The organism is Pararobbsia alpina (assembly GCF_902859895.1).
Lineage (GTDB): Bacteria > Pseudomonadota > Gammaproteobacteria > Burkholderiales > Burkholderiaceae > Pararobbsia > Pararobbsia alpina.
The window spans coordinates 469,126-486,382 of the sequence record NZ_CADIKM010000001.1; the positions used below are offsets into that span (position 1 = coordinate 469,126).

14 protein-coding genes and 2 pseudogenes are annotated in these 17,257 nt (G+C 63.8%); 7 read left to right on the forward strand and 9 right to left on the reverse strand.

Annotated features, from left to right (window positions below; translation table 11 throughout):
- Window positions 1-23: 23 nt before the first annotated feature.
- From HV670_RS02030 to yacG, 6 genes are all read left to right on the forward strand, one after another.
- The gene (locus tag HV670_RS02030) at window positions 24-1,289 is read left to right on the forward strand and encodes a GspE/PulE family protein (RefSeq protein ID WP_175102937.1); all 1,266 of its coding nucleotides are present in this window, start codon (window positions 24-26) and stop codon (window positions 1,287-1,289) included.
- Window positions 1,286-2,428, forward strand: a complete 1,143-nt coding sequence (locus tag HV670_RS02035; protein ID WP_175102938.1) for a type II secretion system F family protein — start codon at window positions 1,286-1,288, stop codon at window positions 2,426-2,428. The genes HV670_RS02030 and HV670_RS02035 overlap by 4 nt, the downstream gene beginning before the upstream one ends.
- 39 nt (window positions 2,429-2,467) lie before the next feature.
- Window positions 2,468-3,559 carry a prepilin peptidase gene (locus HV670_RS02040; RefSeq protein ID WP_246256884.1) on the forward strand — a complete coding sequence of 364 codons (1,092 nt, stop codon included), beginning with the start codon at window positions 2,468-2,470 and terminating at the stop codon, window positions 3,557-3,559.
- A 1-nt stretch (window position 3,560) separates the two neighbouring features.
- Complete coding sequence (gene coaE / locus HV670_RS30795) at window positions 3,561-4,382, forward strand: dephospho-CoA kinase (RefSeq protein WP_246256886.1); 822 nt, start codon at window positions 3,561-3,563, stop codon at window positions 4,380-4,382.
- Between the two features lie 82 nt (window positions 4,383-4,464).
- Window positions 4,465-5,220: a cell division protein ZapD gene (gene zapD / locus HV670_RS02055; RefSeq protein ID WP_175102939.1), complete on the forward strand. Its 756-nt coding sequence runs from the start codon at window positions 4,465-4,467 to the stop codon at window positions 5,218-5,220.
- Window positions 5,221-5,288: 68 nt separating this feature from the next.
- The gene (yacG, locus tag HV670_RS02060) at window positions 5,289-5,480 is read left to right on the forward strand and encodes a DNA gyrase inhibitor YacG (protein WP_175102940.1); all 192 of its coding nucleotides are present in this window, start codon (window positions 5,289-5,291) and stop codon (window positions 5,478-5,480) included.
- 32 nt (window positions 5,481-5,512) lie between these two features.
- On the opposite strand, the gene HV670_RS02065 is transcribed toward yacG, so the two are convergent.
- The 5 genes and pseudogenes from HV670_RS02065 to secA form a co-directional block, all read right to left on the reverse strand.
- Window positions 5,513-5,941: an NUDIX domain-containing protein gene (locus HV670_RS02065; protein WP_246256888.1), complete on the reverse strand. Its 429-nt coding sequence runs from the start codon at window positions 5,939-5,941 to the stop codon at window positions 5,513-5,515.
- Complete coding sequence (locus HV670_RS02070) at window positions 5,941-6,804, reverse strand: ATP-binding protein (protein ID WP_175102942.1); 864 nt, start codon at window positions 6,802-6,804, stop codon at window positions 5,941-5,943. The genes HV670_RS02065 and HV670_RS02070 overlap by 1 nt, the downstream gene beginning before the upstream one ends.
- A 99-nt stretch (window positions 6,805-6,903) precedes the next feature.
- Entirely contained in the window at window positions 6,904-8,142 is a 1,239-nt protein-coding gene (gene argJ, locus HV670_RS02075; RefSeq protein ID WP_175102943.1) for a bifunctional glutamate N-acetyltransferase/amino-acid acetyltransferase ArgJ, read from the reverse strand.
- Between the two features lie 147 nt (window positions 8,143-8,289).
- The gene (locus HV670_RS32175) at window positions 8,290-8,370 is read right to left on the reverse strand and encodes an SEC-C metal-binding domain-containing protein (RefSeq protein WP_425511374.1); all 81 of its coding nucleotides are present in this window, start codon (window positions 8,368-8,370) and stop codon (window positions 8,290-8,292) included.
- Between the two features lie 152 nt (window positions 8,371-8,522).
- Window positions 8,523-11,118: pseudogene (gene secA / locus HV670_RS02080) on the reverse strand (preprotein translocase subunit SecA); the annotation flags it as partial.
- A 321-nt stretch (window positions 11,119-11,439) separates the two neighbouring features.
- Between secA and HV670_RS02085 the strand changes: the two are divergent.
- Entirely contained in the window at window positions 11,440-11,844 is a 405-nt protein-coding gene (locus HV670_RS02085; protein ID WP_246256924.1) for a DciA family protein, read from the forward strand.
- Window positions 11,845-12,050: 206 nt separating this feature from the next.
- On the opposite strand, the gene lpxC is transcribed toward HV670_RS02085, so the two are convergent.
- From lpxC to HV670_RS02105, 4 genes and pseudogenes are all read right to left on the reverse strand, one after another.
- The gene (gene lpxC, locus HV670_RS02090; RefSeq protein WP_175102946.1) at window positions 12,051-12,968 is read right to left on the reverse strand and encodes a UDP-3-O-acyl-N-acetylglucosamine deacetylase; all 918 of its coding nucleotides are present in this window, start codon (window positions 12,966-12,968) and stop codon (window positions 12,051-12,053) included.
- 561 nt (window positions 12,969-13,529) lie between these two features.
- Window positions 13,530-14,717, reverse strand: a complete 1,188-nt coding sequence (gene ftsZ, locus HV670_RS02095) for a cell division protein FtsZ (RefSeq protein ID WP_175102947.1) — start codon at window positions 14,715-14,717, stop codon at window positions 13,530-13,532.
- Window positions 14,718-14,889: 172 nt separating this feature from the next.
- Window positions 14,890-16,122: a cell division protein FtsA gene (gene ftsA, locus HV670_RS02100; protein ID WP_175102948.1), complete on the reverse strand. Its 1,233-nt coding sequence runs from the start codon at window positions 16,120-16,122 to the stop codon at window positions 14,890-14,892.
- Between the two features lie 382 nt (window positions 16,123-16,504).
- Window positions 16,505-17,236 (reverse strand): annotated as a pseudogene (locus HV670_RS02105) (cell division protein FtsQ/DivIB); the annotation flags it as partial.
- Between the last annotated feature and the right edge of the window lie 21 nt (window positions 17,237-17,257).

A 17,257-nucleotide genomic window follows, 5' to 3' on the forward strand; every position in this document is an offset into this window, starting at 1 on the left:
TTCGGACCTCATCGGAGCTGCCCATGGATGATTTCGATTTTCCCCCGCCGCCCGCTTCGCGCACGGTGCTGTCCTCGCATCACCTGACCATTCTCACGAGCGTCGACGACGCGGCGGACTCACCCGCCGCGCGCTTGCTTCGTGATGTCCTTCTCGATGCCGCGGAGCGCCGCGCGTCCGATATTCACATCGAACCCGATGTCGGCGGATGGCGCATACGCCTGCGCATCGACGGCGTGCTGCATCAGACCGCACGTCCGGCAGCGAGCCTGTGCGATCCGTTCGTCACGCGTATCAAAGTGCTCTCGCGCATCGACATCGCCGAGCGGCGCATCCCCCAGGACGGCCGGCTCAGGATCCGGATCAGGCCCTCGAAAATCGAGGAGTATCGGGTCAGCACGCTGCCCACACTGTTCGGCGAGAAGGTGGTACTGCGCCGGCTCGACAGCCTGCCTGAGGAGTTGAGCCTGCAAGCGCTCGGTCTCGAACCCGAGCAGCAGGCGACCATCTCCCAGGCCATCCGGGCACCGCACGGGCTACTGCTCGTCACCGGCCCGACGGGCAGCGGCAAGACGCTGTCGCTGTATTGCTTCATGCAATACCTGAACAGCATCTCATCGAATCTCTGTTCGGTCGAGGATCCCGCGGAGATCCAGCTTGCGGGTCTCAACCAGGTCAACATCCGCGAGAAGGCCGGGCTCACGTTCGCTACCGCACTGCGAGCCCTGTTGCGGCAAGACCCCGACGTGGTGATGATCGGCGAGATTCGCGATCGCGAGACCGCCGACGTCGCAGTCAAGGCCGCGCTGACCGGCCATCTGGTTCTTTCGACGCTTCACACGAACGACGCCCCCGCGACGCTCGCCCGTCTGCTCGATATCGGCATCGAGCCTCACAACCTCGCCGCGGCCATCCGCCTGATCACGGCCCAGCGACTCGTGCGGCGTCTGTGCCCGGCCTGCCGCGAACCCTATCTCGCCGACGCCGATAGCCTTCGCGCAGCCGGCTTCGACGATGCGGACATCGCGCAAATCGAGCCGCTCTACCGGCCGATCGGATGCGAACAATGTCATCAGATCGGCTATCGGGGGCGTGTCGGCATCCACCAGGTGATGCCGATGACAAGTGTCCTGCGCAGTCAGATCGTCGAGCATGGCGTTGGCAGAGCGTTCGCCGAAGACGTGGCACGCAGCCGTTTGCCGACCTTGCGCGATGCCGCGCTGCTCAAGGTGAGGCGCGGCGAAACCTCGCTCGAAGCCGCCGTCGCCGCGACAGAGTTCGATGCATGATCCGGCGGTTCGCACAGGCAATCGGCTTGCGGACCGCGGGTGGTCCGCCTCGAGTCGAAAGCAGGGATGAACGCGAACGCGCACAGGGACGATCGCAAGCATCGCGTGTGCGATATGCGGAAGCAACCCGGCTGCTCAGGCAACTGGCGAGTCTGCTGAAGGCGGGGCTGCCGCTGGCACCCGCCTTGCAGGTGCTGCAAACGACAGCGCCACGCAACGAGACCCGGCAGTTACTGGTCGAGATCTCCCGTGACGTGTCCCGCGGGCAGGCCTTGTCAAAGGCATTCGCACGACACCCGCGTGCGTTCGGCAGGCTTTGTTGCGCGCTTGTCGCGGTCGGGGAGGCATCCGGCGGACTCTGCGATGTGCTGTTTCGCATCGCGGCCCAGCGCGAGAAGGCCGCTGCGCAGTGGGCCAGACTGCGTGGTGCGCTCACCTATCCAGTGTGCCTGCTCACGTGCGGCGCGGCCATTGCGGGTGCACTCACGCACTGGGTCGTGCCGACCTTCGCGGACATCTTCGAAAGCTTCGGGGCGTCGCTGCCGCTCGCCACGCGCGTCGTGCTAGAAATCTCGGACACGGTCGGACACGTCATGCCCTGGGCCTGCGCGGGCGCCGCGCTGGCCTACCTCGCACTCACGCTTATGCTCAAGCGTTCGCCCCGGCTCCGGTTCGCATGGCATACGGGGCTGCTGGCCCTGCCTGTCGCAGGCACGCTGATCACGCGCCTGTTCGTCGCGCGATGGTGTCGGGCGCTGGGAACCTTGCTGAGCGCGGGCACGCCGCTCGCCGATGCGTTCGACGTACTGGCCGATGTCTCGGGCCATCCGGTATTCGATGCGGCGACCCGCGATGCGGGGCGCCGCATCCGGCGCGGTCAGCGGCTCGCCGACGCGCTGGCATGCACAGGATGTTTTCCGGCGGGCATCGTCCAGCCCATCGCGGTCGCCGAGGAAACCGGGGCGCTCGATCGACTGCTGATCGATCTGGCCGATCTGGCCGACCAGGACCTCGATACCGCGCTCGTGTCCGCGGCGACGCTGGTCGAGCCCGCCATCATCGTCATTCTCGGGGCCCTCATCGGCGGCCTCGTGATCGCCCTCTACCTGCCCATCGTGGAGCTCGGTCATGTGGTTTAACGGCGTACGATACGCAACTCCCGACAGCGCTGGTGTAGCATGGGCGGCCTTTCCTGCCGCGCGTCGGCGCGCCCCTTTGCCTTGCTCTCGTCCACGATGCTGACCGGTCTGACCTCACTGTTCGACGGCTTTACGCTGATGCCCGTCGCCATCCAATACGCGTTCGTGATTGCGTTCGGACTGGTGATCGGCAGCTTCGTCACCGTCGTCGTGCATCGCGTGCCCCGGGTGCTCGAACGCAACTGGGACACGAGTGTCGCCGAGTATCTCGAGGAGCGGACAAACGCGGCAATGGCCTCGGCCGAGGCGGACGAAACCACCGTCACCCAGGATAGGGCTGTACCGGGCCGCCGCAGCCGCGGGAGCGAGTTTGCCCCCACCGAAGCCGCCGCGCGAGCCGACACGCCCGCCGGCAAAGCCAAGGGCGCCGAGACCTACAATCTCATGCATCCGGGTTCGCATTGCGATGCGTGCGGGCATCGCCTGCGGGTGTGGGAGAACATTCCAGTGCTCAGCTATCTGTTGCTGCGCGGACGCTGCGGCAGTTGCCATACGCGCATTTCGATCCGCTACCCGCTGCTCGAACTCGCCAGCGGCTTGCTCGCCGCACTTGCGTGGTGGCGTTTCGGACCGGGCTTCGCGGCGATCGCGGCCTTCGGATTCGCCGCGGTCGCGCTGACGCTGAGCTGCATCGACTGGGAGACCGGGCTGCTGCCTGATGCGATCACGCTGCCCTTCCTCTGGGCCGGACTGCTGATCAATCTGGATCCGTCCTTCGCCACGCTCGGCGATGCGGTGATCGGTGCCGCCGCGGGATACGTCTTTCTGTGGTGCGTCTACTGGGGGTTCTGGTGGTGGCGCGGGGTCGAGGGCATCGGCCATGGCGACCTCAAGCTGTTCGCGGCACTCGGCGCATGGCTCGGCTGGACCGGCCTCGTTCAGGTGCTTGTTCTGGCCTCGGCCGCGGGTGCACTGGTCGGCCTGGCCATGCTTGCGACCCGCCGCATGAAACGCGACGAGCCGCTGCCATTCGGGCCCTTTCTCGCTGTTGCCGGCTGCATCACCCTGTTCGCCGGCACGCCCTTCTGGCCGTCGCTCCCCCTGTACGGTAGCGCGGGCCTCGGAGGTTGACATGGAACACGAACGGTTGAAGTCGGGGCACCTGTTTTCAGTCGGGCTGACCGGCGGTATCGGCAGCGGCAAGACGCTGGTCGCCGACCGTTTCGCGTCGCTGGGTGCGACGATCATCGATTCCGACGTGCTCGCCCATACCGTGACCGCGCCCGGTGGCGCCGCGATGCCCGCGATCGAAGCAGCCTTCGGCCGCGAATTCGTTGCAGCCGACGGCTCGCTCGACCGCGCCCGCATGCGCGCCCTCGTGTTTAGCGACAGCGAGGCTAAACGTCGGCTCGAATCGATCACCCATCCGCTGATCCGCGCCGCGAGCGAGGCCGCCGCACGTGCCGCAACCGGGCCCTACCGGATCTTCGTGATCCCGCTGCTCGTGGAATCGCTTGGTCTGGCGCGCGACGGCGCTGTCCCGGTGTCGGCAAACGCCGCATCGGGCATGCATCCTGCTGCACCGGACGCAGCGCTGCAGCCTGAGAATCGCTCGGGCGAGTCACCGCGTCGGCGAAGCGGCGGCCCGGCTTCCGACCTCGAAGACCCCGTGCAAGACGCCCCAGGCGATCGCCTGCAAGACCGCCTGAAAGGCCGCTTCGATCGGGTGCTCGTGGTCGACTGCGCACCCGAAACACAGATCGAGCGGGTCATGCGACGCAACGGCTTCAGTCGCGCACAGGTCGAAGCCATCATCGCGCGGCAGGCGAGCCGATCCGGGCGGCTCGCGCTCGCCGATGACGTGATCGAAAACGACAAAGCCAGCACTGACGCGGTTTATGAGAAGGTTGACGCACTTCATCGTCGCTATCTCGCCCTCGCGGGGGCGAGATAGCTGCGCTCCATCATTGCGACGCGCCCAATGCCGGCATTAGAATGTGCGAATACTTCAACCCCGATCCCGGTAAAGGCGAGCATTGATCCTCTACGAGTATCCGTTCAACGAGCGAATCCGAACGCTGTTGCGGCTCGAAGATCTGTTCGACCGCTTCTCTTTTTTCCTGCACCAGGAAGATCCCCGTGAGCATCATGTCGCGTTGACGACGCTCTTTGAGATCTCCGAAGTGGCCGGGCGCTCCGACCTCAAGTCCGATCTGCTCAAGGAACTTGAACGACAGCGCGTCACGCTCACGCCGTTTCGCGACAACGCCGAGATCGAACAGTCGACGCTCGAGGTCGTGCTCGGCGAAATCGAAGCGACCCTCGCGAATCTGAACCAGATGCAGGGCAAGGCAACGCAGCACCTTGGCGACAATGAGTGGCTCACGAGTATTCGCAGCCGCGCGATCATCCCGGGCGGGACCTGTCGTTTCGATCTGCCCTCGTACTATGCGTGGCAACAACTCTCCGTCGAGCAGCGCCGCAACGACATCGCAAAGTGGGTCATGCCGCTCTTGCCGCTGCGCGATGCGGCCACGATCGTGCTGCGTCTCGCGCGTGAGTCGGGGCAGTCCGCCAAGGTGATGGCCGTGCAGGGCAGCTATCAGCAGATGCTGTCCGGACGGACCTATCATCTGATGCAGGTTCGTGTCCCCGATGAAGCGCGGGTGATTCCCGAGGCGAGCGCGAACAAATACATGCTATGGGTGCGGTTCACGACCCAGGGGGGCGATCTGCGTCCCCGTGCGGTCGATAGCGACGTCCCGTTCGAATTGACACTCTGTACGCTGTAGAGCCGATAAGGCGGGCGTCATGGACCCGCCTCCTTGCTTGCAGCGGCTTGACTTGAAGAGAGAAGGCGATGACTACCTTCGTGAACTGCCCGACCTGCGGGAAGAAGGTCCCGTGGGCCGCCGAAAGCACCTTCCGGCCATTCTGCTCGGAGCGCTGCAAACAGATCGACCTCGGCGCCTGGGCCGCCGAAAAATACACGATCGCAGGCAAGACCGACGAAGAAAACCCTGACGGATCACCGAAGGACGAACTCAACTAGGGCGGTCGGACAAGCGGCGACCCAGCCTGCCTTCAGGCCGATTCGGTCAACCAGTCCAGTACCGGAACCGTCGCCGGCAACAAGGGATCGACGCTGATCGGTTGCCGCTGCCACGCGAAGGCCTGCCCTTCACGGCCGACGAGTTCGCCTTCCCACTGGGTGACCTTGCAGAAATAGAGCCGCACATAGGCGTGCGGATAGTCGTGCTCGAGCACACGCCACCGCTCGCAGTTGCCGATCGTGATGCCCAGCTCTTCGTGAAGTTCGCGGCCCAGCGCGGCCTCGACCGATTCACCGGCCTCGAGCTTGCCGCCCGGAAACTCCCAGTAACCTTCATAGGGCTTGCCCGCCGGACGCTGCGCAAGCAGGAAACGCCCGTCCGGCTCGATCAGGATGCCGACCGCGACTTCGGTCACAGGGCGCCCGTCGGGCGCCTGGCCTTGCTCAGCGGCGAGCTTCATCACTGCTGCCGTCCCGACCAGTCGCGCGCAAACTGCCATGCAACCCGGCCGGAACGCGAACCGCGTTCGAGTGCCCAGACGAGCGCGTCACCGCGCGCGGCCGCGACATCGTCGTCGGTGCGGCCGAAATGCTTCATCCAGTGCGCGACGATCGAGAGATAGTCGTCCTGCTTGAACGGATAGAAGCTCACCCACAAACCGAATCGCTCGGACAAGGAGATCTTCTCTTCGATGACCTCGCCCGGATGGATCTCGCCGTCGTTCGTATGCTTGTAGCTCTCGTTGTCGCTCATGTACTCGGGGAGCAGATGGCGGCGATTCGAGGTCGCATAGATCAGCACATTGTCCGATTGCGCGGCAATCGAACCATCGAGCGCGACCTTGAGTGCCTTGTAGCCCGACTCGCCTTCTTCGAACGACAAGTCGTCGCAGAACACGATAAACCGCTCGGGCCGCGTAGTGATCAGGTCGACGATATCGCCGAGGTCGTGCAGGTCGTCCTTGTCGACTTCGATCAGGCGCAGGCCCTGGTCCTTGAACTGGTTCAGGCAGGCCTTGATCAGCGACGACTTGCCGGTACCCCGCGCGCCGGTCAGCAGCACGTTGTTGGCAGGCTGGCTCATCACGAACTGACGCGTGTTCTGTTCGATCAGGTGTTTCTGCCGCTCGATGTTCTGAAGATCGTCGAGGCCGATCAGGGAAATGTTCGGCACCGGCTGCAGATAGCCCCGCCCCTGCCGCGTGCGCCAGCGAAAGGCGACAGCCGAATCCCAGGTGATCTCGGGAGCCGTCGGCGGCAGCAGGGTTTCAAGACGACCGAGCAGTTGCTCGGCGCGGCTCAGGAATTGTTCAAGTTTGTCCATGCGACAGTGTGATAAACCAGTGTTGCGGCCGGCTGCGGCCGACCGGAGTGAGCATCCAGTGCCCGCGCCCGGCAGGATGGCCGGGCACGCGATCCCGTACTATGACCGATAGTCCGCGTTGATGCTCACGTAGTCGTGCGACAGATCGCAGGTCCAGATCGTCGCTTCCGCCTCGCCGCGCCCGAGGCGCAGGCGCACGGTGATTTCAGCCTGCTTCATCACGCGCTGGCCGTCTTCCTCGCGATAGTCGGGGTTGCGTCCGCCGCCCTTCGCGACCAGCACCTCGTCGAGATAGAGGTCCGTGCGGCTCACATCGAGATCGTCGATGCCCGCATAACCGACCGCGCACAGGATACGGCCGAGGTTCGGGTCCGATGCGAAGAAGGCCGTCTTGACGAGCGGTGAATGGGCGATCGAATAAGCGATCCTCCGGCATTCCGCGACGTCCGCACCGCCTTCGACCTTGACCGTGATGAACTTGGTCGCGCCCTCACCATCGCGCACGATCAGTTGCGAGAGCGACTGTGCGGTGGCCGTCACCGCATCGCGGAGCGCGACGTAGGCCGGATCGGCCGTCGAAGTGATGGCAGGCAGCGAGGCGCGGCCCGAGGCCATGATGATGAACGAGTCATTGGTCGACGTATCGCCGTCGATCGTGATGCAGTTGAACGAGCGGTCGGCGACGTACTTGACCATCTCGTCGAGCACGGGCTGCGCAAGCTTCGCATCGATCGCCAGGAAGCCCAGCATCGTTGCCATGTTCGGACGGATCATGCCAGCGCCTTTGCTGATGCCCGTCATCGTCACGGTATGACCGTCGATCGTGACCTGCGCCGACACCGCCTTCGGCAAGGTGTCGGTCGTCATGATCGACTGCGCGCCGAGATACCAGTTGGCGGCGTCGCGATGCGCGAGTGCGTCGGGCAGCGCCGCCTTGACGCGATCGACGGGCAGCGGCTCGAGAATCACACCCGTCGAGAACGGCAGGATCTGTTCGGCGCGCAAACCCGTGAGGCGCGCAAGTTCGGCACAGGTCGCGCGCGCATCGGCGAGGCCCGGCTCGCCGGTGCCTGCGTTCGCATTGCCCGTGTTGATCACGAGTGCGCGAATGCCGCCGCTTGCCTGCACCTTCGCGAGATGCTCGCGGCAAACGATCACGGGTGCCGCGCAAAAGCGATTGGCCGTGAATACGCCGGCAACCGTCGCGCCCTCATCAAGCGAGATGACGAGTACGTCCTTGCGATTCGGCTTTCGGATATGACCTTCGGCCCAGCCGAGCGTGACGCCGGCGACGGGGTGAAGTTGAGCAGGGTCGATCGAGGGGAAATTGACGGCCATCGTGTGCGCTTCGGATCGAACGGGCCATCGGCCGCCGGACGACGGCGCGGCCCCGAGAGAAAAAACCCGCGCCGGGCGCGGGATCGGGCTATCGGCCCCGGACTGCGCCGGGCCGGCGTGAACCCCGCAAGCGGGGTCCACGGTGAATCATGCCAGCTTGCCGTGACAATGCTTGAACTTCTTGCCGCTGCCGCAGGGGCAAGGATCGTTGCGGCCGACCTTCGGCATCGCGACGCGCGGTTCGGCGCCCGCCGCTTCGGCATAGTCGCCGCCGGCCGCGACTGCCGCCGCCACCGCGCCCGCGGACACGGTCGCGACCGCGATCGAATCGTCAGCGGACTCGGCGCCGGCCCCCCCGCCGCCGAATTCCGGATGCTGGTATTGCACATGCTCGAGATGGCCGCCGACTTCCTCGAGTTCTTCGGCGACTTCCTCGAGTTGCGCCTGCGACTGGATCTGCACCGTCATCACGACGCGCGTGACTTCGAGCTTGATCGCATCGAGCAACGCCGCGAACAGTTCGAACGCCTCGCGCTTGTATTCCTGCTTCGGGTTCTTCTGCGCATAGCCGCGCAGATGAATCCCCTGGCGCAGGTGATCGAGCGCGGCGAGATGTTCGCGCCAGCGCATATCGACGGTCTGCAGCATCACCGACCGTTCGAAGCCGCTGAACCCTTCGCGGCCGATCAGGCTCACCTTGTTATCGTAAGAAGCTTCCGCCGCGTTGAGGACCTGGTCGATGACCTCCTCGTCCTCGATCGCATCGGCCGCCTCGACCGTCGCCGCGAGCGGCACGTCGAGCTGCCATTCGTCGCGCAATACCGTTTGCAGGCCGTCGAGGTTCCATTGTTCCTCGATGCTGCCCGCCGGCACGTAGGTGCGCGCGACTTCGGCGAATACCGCCTGGCGCATCGCAGAGATCGTCTCGGAGATATCGGTCGCCTCGAGCAGTTCGTTACGCTGCTGGTAGATGACCTTGCGCTGGTCGTTCGAGACGTCGTCGTATTCGAGCAACTGCTTGCGGATATCGAAGTTGCGCGCTTCGACCTTGCGCTGCGCGGACTCGATCGAGCGTGAGACGATGCCCGCTTCGATCGCCTCGCCTTCGGGCATCTTGAGGCGGTCCATGATCGAACGTACGCGGTCGCCCGCGAAGATGCGCAGCAGCGGATCTTCGAGCGACAGATAGAAGCGCGACGAACCCGGATCACCCTGGCGGCCCGCACGACCGCGCAACTGGTTGTCGATCCGGCGCGATTCGTGACGTTCGGTACCGATGATATGCAGGCCGCCCGCGGCCTTCACCTGTTCATGCAGCGACTGCCACTCGTCGTGCAGGTGCTGGATGCGCCCGATCTTCTGGTCTTCAGGGATCGACGCATCGACTTCAATGAAGCCCGCCTGCTTCTCGACGTTGCCGCCGAGCACGATGTCGGTACCGCGGCCGGCCATATTGGTCGCGATCGTGATCATCTTCGGCCGTCCGGCCTGCGCGATGATCTCCGCTTCGCGCTGATGCTGCTTCGCGTTGAGCACCTGGTGCGACAGCTTCACTTCGTCGAGCAGGCCCGAGAGCAGCTCGGAGTTTTCGATCGAGGTCGTGCCGACGAGCACCGGCTGGCCGCGTTCAAAGCAGTCGCGGATGTCGTTGATCACGGCCCCGTACCGTTCACGCGCGGTCTTGTAGATCTGATCTTGCTTGTCGGTCCGCTTTGGCGGCCGGTTGGTCGGCACCACGACCGTTTCGAGGCCGTAGATTTCCTGGAACTCGTAGGCTTCCGTATCGGCCGTACCGGTCATGCCCGACAGCTTGCCGTACATGCGGAAGTAGTTCTGGAACGTGATCGAGGCGAGCGTCTGGTTCTCGTGCTGGATCTTGACGTGTTCTTTCGACTCGACGGCCTGGTGCAGGCCTTCGGACCAGCGGCGGCCCACCATCAGGCGGCCCGTGAACTCGTCGACGATCACGACCTCGCCGTTCTGCACGACATAGTGCTGGTCGCGGAAAAACAGCGTGTGCGCGCGCAACGCCGCATACACGTGGTGCATCAACGTGATGTTCTGGGGTGCGTAGAGGCTCTCGCCCTCGCCGATCAGGCCCCACTGCGCGAGCAGTGACTCGGCCTTCTCGTGGCCGCGCTCGGTCAGGAACACCTGGCGCGCCTTCTCGTCGAGCGTGTAGTCACCCGGTACTTCGACGCCCGTGCCGTCGGCCTTCTCTTCGCCGATCTGGCGTTCGAGCAGCGGCGGCAACGCGTTCATCTTCACATACAGCTCGGTGTGATCCTCGGCCTGACCCGAGATGATCAGCGGCGTGCGCGCCTCGTCGATCAGGATCGAGTCCACCTCGTCGACGATGCCGAAGTTCAGCGCGCGCTGTACCCGCTGCGAGGTCTCGTAGACCATGTTGTCGCGCAGGTAGTCGAAGCCGAACTCATTGTTCGTACCGTAGGTGATGTCCGCCGCGTAGGCCTGCTGCTTCTGGTCGTGCTCCATTTGCGACAGGTTGATCCCGACGCTGAGCCCGAGGAAGTTGTAGAGCCGCGCCATCCATTCGGCATCGCGCTGTGCAAGATAGTCGTTGACGGTGACCACGTGCACGCCATGTCCCGACAACGCGTTCAGATAAGCCGCAAGCGTCGCCACGAGCGTCTTGCCCTCGCCCGTGCGCATTTCGGCGATCTTGCCGTAGTGGAGCACCATGCCGCCGATCAGCTGCACGTCGAAGTGGCGCATCTTGAGCACGCGCCGGCTCGCTTCGCGGCAGACGGCGAATGCTTCGGGCAGCAGCCGGTCCAGCGTTTCACCCGAGGCGACGCGCTGACGGAACTCCCCCGTCTTCGCGGTCAGCTGCTCGTCACTGAGCTGCTCCATCTGCGGCTCGAGCGCATTGATCGCGACGACATTTTTCTGATATTGCTTGATCAGCCGCTGATTACGGCTGCCAAAGAACTGTTTGAGAACACCGGAAATCATCGGATCGTCTGCGTCGTGGCGCGCCAGCGCGCCCCGCCGGCTTGGCCTCGGGGTTTGCAAAGGCGGGATTTTAACACGCTGTACCCGGCAACCCTTGTGTCAGAAATGCCGATTCCCAAAGGGAATTCGGGGCCCGCAACGCACCCCGGGTACAACCCAGAAAGCTACAATGATTCCGTTAATCGAAATTTTCAAGAACCGGCGCGCCGCGTGAAGCCCTTTTCGTCTTCTTCGTCCTCTCCTTCGTCGTTTTCGCCATCCGGAACGACGGCCGGCCGTTCATCGCGCCGCTCGCCTCGTTCTGCACGCGCAGTCAGCGACCTGCTCGGCGAAACCGATGCGCTCGCCGCGCTGCGCGCGGGCATGCGGCAGGTCGAGGCGCTCGAAAACGACCTCGTGACGCTGCTGCCCGACTATCTCGCCCCGCATGTATCGGTCGGCGCAATCAAAGGGGAAGTGCTGACGATCTTTGCCGGCCACAGTGCGCTCGCGGCACGGCTTCGCCATCTCGAACGCGGACTGGTGCAGGACCTCCAGCAGCGCGGCTGGCCCGTTAGTGGATTCAAGGTCAAGGTACGCCCGGTCATGAAACCACCCGCCGTGCCCAAGCAGGCGAAGGTCTCCGCGGCCGGCGTCGAATGCCTGCGCACGTTCGCCGACGGCCTCGAGGCTTCACCGCTGCGCGACGCGCTGGAGCGAATGGTCGCGCGGCACAAGCGACCCTGAAGGGTCGGCCTGTAACTAGCTATTTGATTTATTGCGACAAGAATATCTTATAAAAAGATCGCAATTCTTAATCGTGTCTCACGGCAATAGCGTGTTAAATCCGTAGGCGTAGGCTCTGCGCGCGCCGGCGCTAAATACCGTTGAGTATCGCCAGGCTTGCCTACGGCCCCCGTCGAGCGAGGCTTTACGTCGCGCAAGCCAAGATATCAGGCAAATACGGCCTGCGTGTCGTACTCGAAACCGCGCGGCGCTGCCTTGATGTCCTCGAACGTGACGACCTCGTAGGCATCGTTCTGCGCGAGCAACTCGCGCAGCAACGCATTATTCAGGCCGTGACCCGACTTGTAGGCGGTGTACGACGCCAGCAGCGGGTGACCGATCACATACAGATCGCCGATCGCATCGAGCATCTTGTGCTTGGCGAACTCGTCGCTATAACGCAAACCGTCATTGTTCAGGATCCGGTACTCGTCGAGCACGATCGCGTTGTCCATGCTGCCGCCGCGCGCGAGACCAAGCTCGCGCATCTGTTCGACTTCATGCGCAAAGCCAAACGTGCGTGCACGCGAAATCTCGCGCACATACGAGGTATCGGCGAAATCGACTTCGCATTCCTGGCCGGTCTTGTTGACCGCCGGATGACGAAAATCGATCGTGAACTTGAGATGAAAGCCGAAGTAGGGTTCGAGACGTGCGAATTTGTCGCCTTCTCGCACTTCGACCGCCTTCTTGACCTTGATGAACTTCTTGGGCACATCCTGTTGTTCGATGCCAGCCGACTGAATCAGAAAGACGAACGAGGCCGCACTGCCGTCCATGATCGGAATTTCTTCAGCAGTCACGTCGACGTACAGATTGTCGATACCCAGGCCGGCGCAAGCCGACATGATGTGCTCGATAGTCGACACCCGGGCGCCCTCGCGCTGGAGCACCGACGCCAGGCGTGTATCGCCGATGCTCATGGCCCGCGCGGGAATCTCGATAGACTGAGGCAGATCGACACGCGTAAAGACGATGCCGGTATCGGGGCCTGCGGGTCGCAATGTCAATTCGACTTTGCGACCTGAGTGCAGACCGATGCCGACCGTTTTGACGATCGATTTAATGGTTCGCTGCTTCAGCATGTCGGACTCTTTACTTTATAAAAAATCGCAATCGCGACTCGATTCTTAATAGTCGGATTATAGCTGCTTTTCCTACCCATACCGTTTCGAACTGTTTCGCGACATTACGACTGTTGCGCCCCAGCCATGGCGGTCCTTGCCTCTTTTACGAGTGTGTGTTGCGCGCCTATTGGCGGCGCCGACCGCTCGAACGGAGGCACGTCGAGCGGCCGGACACATCTTCTAATGCACTTCTCTTGCACGTCATGATGAGAGCAGCAAGCTCCGTACCACACAGTGCTGTCGCGGCGTCGAAGTCTTACCCGTTCGCGCACCCTGCCCGAGGCGCAAAAACGGCACTGTTCACCATGCCCGGCGTGCGGCGTCCCCGTTGACTCCGCAACACCCCTCGTCGGGCGACACCCATCCGTCGCAACCCAGGGTTGCGCTGGCACGTGCCGACGTCGACAACTCACCTCCCAGCTCAGGAGGCCAGAAATTTCGTGCGGAGGGTTCAGGCGGACGATAGTCGGCCGCCGAAGCTGTCCGCAGACATTCCCGCTTCAACAGTTCATTCAATGCTCAATCCGCCTGCTTGCGCAGGAATGCCGGAATGTCATACGTGTCGACGCCCTTTTCCTGCAGGGCCGCGACGTGCGAGGCCGCCGTCTCGCGCGTGCTGCGCCAGACCGCCGGCGTTTCGAGCGCGCCGTAGTCCGTGGTCGGGTTGTGCGAATGGCCATGCGAAGCCGAACCCACCGGCATATTGTCGGTACCGGTCTTGAGCAGCGTCATCGGCGCGGCCATCGTCTTCTTCGCGGCGCGGCCGAGGCCGGTCGCGACAACGGTCACGCGCAAGGCATCGCCCATCGCATCGTCATAGACCGTACCGAAGATCACCGTCGCGTCGTCCGCGGCATAGCTCTTGATCGTGTTCATGACTTCGCGCGTTTCAGACAAGCGCAGCGAACGACTTGCTGTGATATTGACAAGCACACCGCGCGCGCCCGAGAGGTCGACGCCCTCGAGCAGCGGGCTGGCGACAGCCTGCTCAGCCGCCAGACGCGCACGGTCGACGCCGGCCACCGTGGCCGTTCCCATCATCGCCTTGCCTTGCTCGCCCATCACGGTTTTCACGTCTTCGAAGTCGACGTTCACCAGACCATCGACGTTGATGATTTCCGCGATACCCGCAACGGCATTGTGCAAGACGTCATCCGCACACTGGAAGCACTTGTCCATTTCCGCGTCGTCGCCCATCACCTCGAAGAGCTTGTCGTTCAACACCACGATGAGTGAATCGACGTGATCTTCGAGAAGTTGGGAGCCGGCTTCGGCCACGCGCATGCGCTTGCCACCTTCGAATTCAAACGGCTTGGAAACCACCCCAACCGTCAGAATGCCCATCTCCTTCGCGATTTGCGCAACCACCGGCGCCGCGCCCGTGCCCGTACCGCCGCCCATGCCGGCGGTGATGAACACCATGTGCGCGCCGCGCAGCGAGTCGGCAATCCGCTCGCGCGCCTCTTCGGCCGCGGAACGGCCCATGTCCGGCTTCGCACCCGCGCCCAGCCCGGTCTTGCCGAGCTGGATCGCGATTTGCGCCTTCGAACGCGAGAGCGCCTGTGCATCGGTGTTCATACAGATGAACTCCACACCTTGCACACCGCGGTTGATCATGTGCTGAACGGCATTGCCGCCCGCCCCCCCAACGCCGACGACCTTGATGATCGTGCCGTTGGTTTCCGTTTCCAGCATTTCGAAATCCATTAGTGCCTCCGTCAGAGATAAATCGGCCTTTATCCGGAAGAGGATCGGGCAATCCTCCACCAGGCACCGGTCGCCGCCCACCGGCGCTGCAAAACTTCTTGCGTGCGTCCTTTCTGCGAACTCATGTGATGCCAGCCCACTGCGTGTTGCTAAACCGCTTGATCCACCGTGTTCAGAAATTCCCCAAAAACCATTCCTTCATGCGACCCCAGACCTGGTTCGCCGAGCCCGACTGCACCGCGACCTTGCGCCCGCGCATGCGCTGCGAGCGGCCTTCGAGCAACAGGCCCATCGCCGTCGAATACCGCGGGTTGCGCACGACGTCGGCAAGGCCGCCTTCGTATTCGGGCACGCCGATGCGCACGGGCTTCAGGAAGATGTCTTCGCCGAGCTCCGCCATCCCGTCCATCGTCGCGGCACCGCCGGTCAGCACGATCCCGGAGGACAGCAGTTCCTCGTAACCTGACTCGCGCACGACCTGCTGCACCAGCGAGAACAGCTCCTCGACGCGCGGCTCGACCACGGCGGCCAGCGCCTGGCGCGACAGCACGCGCGGACCGCGTTCGCCCAGACCGGGCACTTCGATCATTTCGTCCGGATCGGCAAGCGCCTGTTTCGCGATGCCGTGGCGCACCTTGATGTCTTCCGCATCGGGCGTCGGCGTGCGCAGGGCCATCGCGATATCGCTGGTGATCTGGTCGCCGGCGATCGGGATCACCGCCGTGTGGCGGATCGAGCCTTCGCTGTAGATCGCGATATCGGTCGTGCCACCGCCGATATCGACAAGCACCACGCCGAGTTCCTTCTCGTCTTCGGTCAGCACCGCGAGGCTTGACGCGAGCGGCTGCAGGATCAGGTCATTCACCTCGAGGCCGCAGCGCCGCACGCACTTGACGATGTTCTGCGCGGCCGACACGGCACCCGTGACGATATGCACCTTCACTTCGAGGCGGATACCGCTCATGCCGATGGGCTCGCGCACGTCTTCCTGGCCGTCGATGATGAATTCCTGGGTCAGGATATGCAGCACCTGCTGGTCGGTCGGGATATTGATCGCCTTCGCTGTCTCGATCACCCGCGCGACGTCCGCCTGCATGACCTCCTTGTCCTTGATCGCGACCATGCCGCTCGAATTGAAGCTGCGGATATGGCTGCCCGCGATCCCCGTGAACACATTGGTGATCTTGCAGTCGGCCATCAGCTCGGCTTCCTCGAGCGCGCGCTGGATCGACTGGACAGTCGCCTCGATGTTGACGACGACGCCCTTCTTGAGCCCCTTCGATTCGCTCTGGCCGAGGCCGATCACTTCATAGTGCCCTTCGCCTTTCAGCTCGGCCACGATCGCGACGACCTTCGAAGTCCCGATATCCAGGGCGACCAGCAGGTCCTTGTAGTCTTGTCTCATAGCGTTTGACTCTTAAGGTGTGATGCCCGCGGCAAGCGCTGCACGGTCTGGATCGCATTCATTGCGTGGCCCCTTGTTGCTTCGGCGCGGGCGTGCCCGATTTGCCGATGGTTTTCCCCGAATTCCCGTTGTTTCCCGGCGCCTTGTTTGTTGCTGTCTCGCCCCCTGCTGCAGGACCTGCGCCTGTCTTGCCCGTTGCCGTCCTGCTCGTTGCCGTCCTGCTCGATGCCGTCCTGCTCGATGCCGTCCTGTTCAATGCCGCTTTGCTCACTGCCGCCCTTCCCTTCTCCGTGGGCGCGCCTTTGCCCGCAGCCGGCCTGGCGGCACCCTTGCTCGCCGCGGTGCCCGCCTTGTCCGCCCTTGCTGCCGCCGCATTCGCCGGGTCGGCCGCGATCTTCACGCTCGCGCTCCGGATCGCGAAGCCGTTCGGATAGCGCAGGTCCACGTACTCGATATCGTTGCCCCAGCGCTGCGTCGTCTGGCCCCATGACGAGACGAGGCGCTGCGCACGGCTCGCGAGTGTCTGCGCATTGCGCTCTCGGCCGAACTCGACCTGGAGTCCGTTCGAGAGCTTGACTGTCCACGCATAACGTGGCGACAGCGTGACCCCGACCGGTTTGGCATGCAGCGGCGCGAACCACTTCGCGAAGTCGCGGTAACGCGCGACGACATCCTGCACGCTGCCGTCCGGACCGTCGAAGGCCGGCAGATCGCCCTCGACCTCGGCCTGGTTCGCCGTGAAGAGCTCGCCGTCCGTGCTGACCATTCGGTCGTCGCCCCAGGTCGCGAGCGGCTTGTACTCGTCGAGATCGACCGCGATGCTGTCCGGCCACACGCGCCGCACGCTCGCATGGCGAACCCACGGCATCGTCTCGAACGCGGCACGCGCGGTATCGAGGTTGACCGTGAAGAAATTGCCCTGCAAATGATCGAGCACGGCCCGGCGCACCGTCACGGCATTGACATGCTCGGCGTCGCCGTCGATCCGGATCGCGTGCAGCGCGAACATCGGGCGCTGCGCGGTCCAGCGCATCCCCGCACCCAATACGGCGAGCACCACCAGCGCATAAAGCGCGGAGGCGATCATATTGAGTTGTCGGGTGTTGTGCCACATCGTTCAGTTGGTTCTGGTCAA